Here is a 3499-nt window from a genome sequence, read left to right on the forward strand (position 1 = left end):
GTCCGAATGGTGGCGACGCGGGCGGGCGTCGGCAGCGGGATAAGAGATCGTCTGAGGTTTCTCGGTAGCCACTCTTTCGATACTTCCATCGCGGCGGCGCTGTGTCTCGTGTGTTTTGATGGCACTTGGGTCCGGTTAGCGGACGCTCGATCGGGTATGGGATAGCGGCGGGTTCCCGGCGCCGGAGCCCGTCCCCCACTCAGGCCAATGGAAAGCGATATGACCAAACCCGACAAAGACCCGCTGAGCCGCGCTCAGGAGCTGGAAAACATCGTCGATGAGCTCGAGGAGAAGGTCACCGAGGAAAGCGAGGCCGAAGGCGTTCCCGGCAACCGCAGCGACCGGGAACAAGCGACGGCCCGCGGCACAACCAGCGAGCCACCGGACTAGCGGTCGCCGGCTTGGCTCCCGGGAACATCGTCATTCGCTCGGCAGGTCGATGGCGTGCGCCTTCAGCGTCGCCAGCATCTCGGTCGTCGGCCATTCGCTGGCCCGGTAGCGGACCGGGTTGATTCCCGCGACGGGAAGGATGCCCACCGCGTCGACCACCGTCGGGAAGGGCACGGTGAACTTGTCGGACACATCTGACGGGTCACCGACAAAAAACGTCACGTAATCGGTTTGCGGCAGCTCCCATGGAATGCCCTGGCCCCACACCGCCGTGGTGCGCGGGCCCCACGCCGTCTCGATCATCTTTGCCTCGCCGACGTATTGCGGGAAAAGCTCGCGCTCATAGTGCTCCCGCAAGAAATCGGTCTGGTGGCCGTATTCCGTTGTCGCCAAGAGGGTTCGAGCCCTCAACGCCAAATCGCGCAGTGGGTGTGGGCCGGCCTGATCGAACGGCGCGATAACGCTGCCCTCGATCGTGTAGCCCTGCGGCGAGATGTGCTGTTCGGCATCGAGGTACATCTGCTCGGCGACCTCGAAGAGGTCCGCGGCATTGTCGGGCGCGTCGGTGCCCAGCAGTAACACGCCATCGCCGGGGAAAAAGACCAGCGGACGCGGGCCGTCCGCCAGTGCGAGTGAACCCAGCCAACCGGTAGCCAGGATCATCGAATCGACATAGGTGCCGCCGTCCGCGTCTTTCAACAGGAATTTCTCGCCCGGCTGGACGGCCTGCTGATGCGCGGAAAGGTTTTCCCTGGCCGCCGCGAAGGCCTGATCGCCGCTGATCCCCCAAGCGTCCGTTTCCGCAGGGGTCACCATGGCCCGCACCGTGGGCAGGTCGACCACGACCATCTCGTTGATGAAGGGGAACACCGGACGGACCCAGGGTAGAGCCCCGGTGTTGACCAAGTGGTTGACGTAGCTCTGCGGGCGCAGCACCGGCCGCAGCAAGGGGGCGGCCCCGGCCCAATCCATGGGCGGAGTCGGCGCCGGGTCGGTTGCCATGTCCAGATGCTTCCTGCTCTCGGGAACACGCACGTTACACGCTGCCTCGGCCGATACAAGTCACCATTTCCGCTGCGGTTATTGTTCGCGCGTCGCGGCGGGCGGCCCGACCCAGGTGGCGAGGGCACCGCGCAGCGCCGCGTCGGTTTCGGCCCCGACCCAGGCGACGTGGCCGTCCGGCCGGATAAGCGCCGCGGGCGGCTCGCTGACCGCCCCCAGCACCGGAAGTACCAGTTGGGCAGCATCTTTCGCGCAGACCACCCGGACTCGGTCGACCCAGGACCCGATATCGATGGCGTCGGCACCCTTGAACTTCAGCAGCAGCGGGCGGGCATCTCGCAGCAGGTCGAAAACGCGCAGCGGGCCGTCGGCGGTGGCCAGGTCCAGGTCGGGCATCCTGCGGCCCACCAGCGGGTGTCCTTTACCCAGGTCGTAATGAATGTCCAGGCCAGACATCATCGCGGCGAAGCACACGCGCGGTTCGTCCATGCCGAGAAGGTCGGACACGGTGTCGCGCAGCGCCTTGGTGCGTTCGTCGGGGCGAAGAAGCGCCATCTGCGCCAACGCGTTGCGCAGCACCCGCTGGGCAACCGGGTGCCGTTCGGCCTCATAGCTGTCCAGAAGGCTGTCGGGTGATGTCCCGCTGACCACCTGGCCCAGCTTCCAGCCCAGATTCACCGCGTCCTGCACGCCGGTGTTGAGGCCCTGCCCGCCCACCGGGTGGTGGATGTGTGCGGCGTCGCCGGCCAGCAGGACCCGCCCGCGGCGATAGGTGGCGGCCTGCCGCGCCGCATCGGTGAACCGGGAAAGCCAAGCGGGACTGTGAATCCCATAGTCGGTCCCGTATACGGCGACGAGTGCCTCACTCAAGTCACGCAGCGTGGGTTCGGTGGCCGGTCCCAGGTGGGCCTCGGTGACCATGACCCGAACCGGCCCGCCATCGTCGTCCGTGGAAAGGGCGTGAACGCCGAGCGCGTCGTGGCGGATGCCCCACTGTGGGGATCTCCCGGTCGTCAAATTCATTTCGACCTCGGCGAGCAGGTAGCTCGTCGTCGCGTCCCATCCCGGAAATTCGATGCCGGCTGCCTTGCGGATGACGCTGCGCCCTCCGTCGCACCCGACGAGGTACTGCGCCCGCATCTTTCGACCATTGGCCAGGCCGACGTGGACGCCGGTGGCGTCCTGGGTGAAGGTCGTTACCTCCTCGCCGCGGTAGATCGGCACGCCGAGCTCGCTGACCCAGTCGGACAGGATGCGTTCGATCTCGTTCTGCCACAAAGCGAGTCCGTACGGATGCCGGGTGGGAAAGTCACTGATGTCCAGCCGGATTTGGGCGAACCCGGCGACCTGCGCCACCTGGCCCCGGGATAGAAACCGATCGGCGATGCCGCGCTGGTCGAGAACTTCGATGGTGCGCGAGTGCAGACCGCCGGCCCGCGCCCCGATCAGATCCTGGTTGGCGCGCCGCTCGACGATCGCGGCGTCGGCCCCCGCCAACGCCAGTTCGCCCGCCAGCATCAGCCCCGTGGGGCCGCCCCCGGCGATCAGCACCGCATGCCCGATATCGCCGGGCGAGTTCTCTGATGAGCACGAAACATCCACTTCGCCACCCCAATCCGCTTGAATTCTGCTCAAGGACAGCGATTTTGCATCACCACCCGGGTCTTGCGGCAAGCCCCCACATGCGCTATAGGTTGAAAGTGGCGGGGGAAACAATCACCAACGGTCACGCACCGCGTCGATCGCGCGGTAGATCCGCTGCTCGCTGACCGGGCTCGGCGTGCCCAGTTGTTGGGCCCACAGGCTCACCCGGAGTTCCTCGATCTGCCGGGCGATATCGCGAACGTCGGCGGTCGCCCTCGCCGGCTGCGGCAGGTTCTGCACCAGTTCGTCGTAGGCGTCCCGCACGGCGTGCACCTGTTGCATGCGGTCCCGATCGGCCTGGGCGGCGCGGGGCAGCCCGTCGAGGCGGCGACGGATCCCAAGGAGGTAGCGGTTGAGATCGGCGAGGTGCGCGGGGCCCGTGGCGGTGACGAAACCGGCCGGCAACAACCGATTCAGTTGCGCACGGATGTCGGCGATCGCATCGGTCTGGGCGGGCGGCGGA

The 3499-nt window shown here is 66.8% G+C and carries 4 protein-coding genes; 1 reads left to right on the plus strand and 3 read right to left on the minus strand.

The features are described from left to right. The first annotated feature begins 207 nt into the window (after window positions 1-207). Window positions 208-390 carry a hypothetical protein gene (locus A5652_RS11055; RefSeq protein WP_067350526.1) on the plus strand — a complete coding sequence of 61 codons (183 nt, stop codon included), beginning with the start codon at window positions 208-210 and terminating at the stop codon, window positions 388-390. A gap of 30 nt (window positions 391-420) precedes the next feature. Here the strand turns inward: A5652_RS11055 and A5652_RS11060 are convergent, their stop codons facing one another. From A5652_RS11060 to A5652_RS11070, 3 genes are all read right to left on the minus strand, one after another. Next, window positions 421-1398 (minus strand): hypothetical protein, encoded by a 978-nt coding sequence (locus tag A5652_RS11060; protein WP_067350532.1) that lies wholly within the window; start codon window positions 1396-1398, stop codon window positions 421-423. 72 nt (window positions 1399-1470) lie between these two features. Then, window positions 1471-2994, minus strand: coding sequence for an FAD-dependent monooxygenase (locus tag A5652_RS11065; RefSeq protein WP_255361827.1), 1524 nt, complete (start codon window positions 2992-2994; stop codon window positions 1471-1473). Window positions 2995-3108: 114 nt separating this feature from the next. Further along, the coding region (locus A5652_RS11070; RefSeq protein ID WP_156745275.1) for a DUF3418 domain-containing protein at window positions 3109-3499 on the minus strand (391 nt) is incomplete at its 5' end.

It is taken from the genome of Mycobacterium sp. 1165178.9, from assembly GCF_001673555.1.
Lineage (GTDB): Bacteria > Actinomycetota > Actinomycetes > Mycobacteriales > Mycobacteriaceae > Mycobacterium.

Excerpts from the sequence above, each read along its gene's own strand:
- A5652_RS11055 (WP_067350526.1), top strand. The coding sequence starts at position 208 with ATGGAAAGCGATATGACCAAACCCGACAAAGACCCGCTGAGCCGCGCT.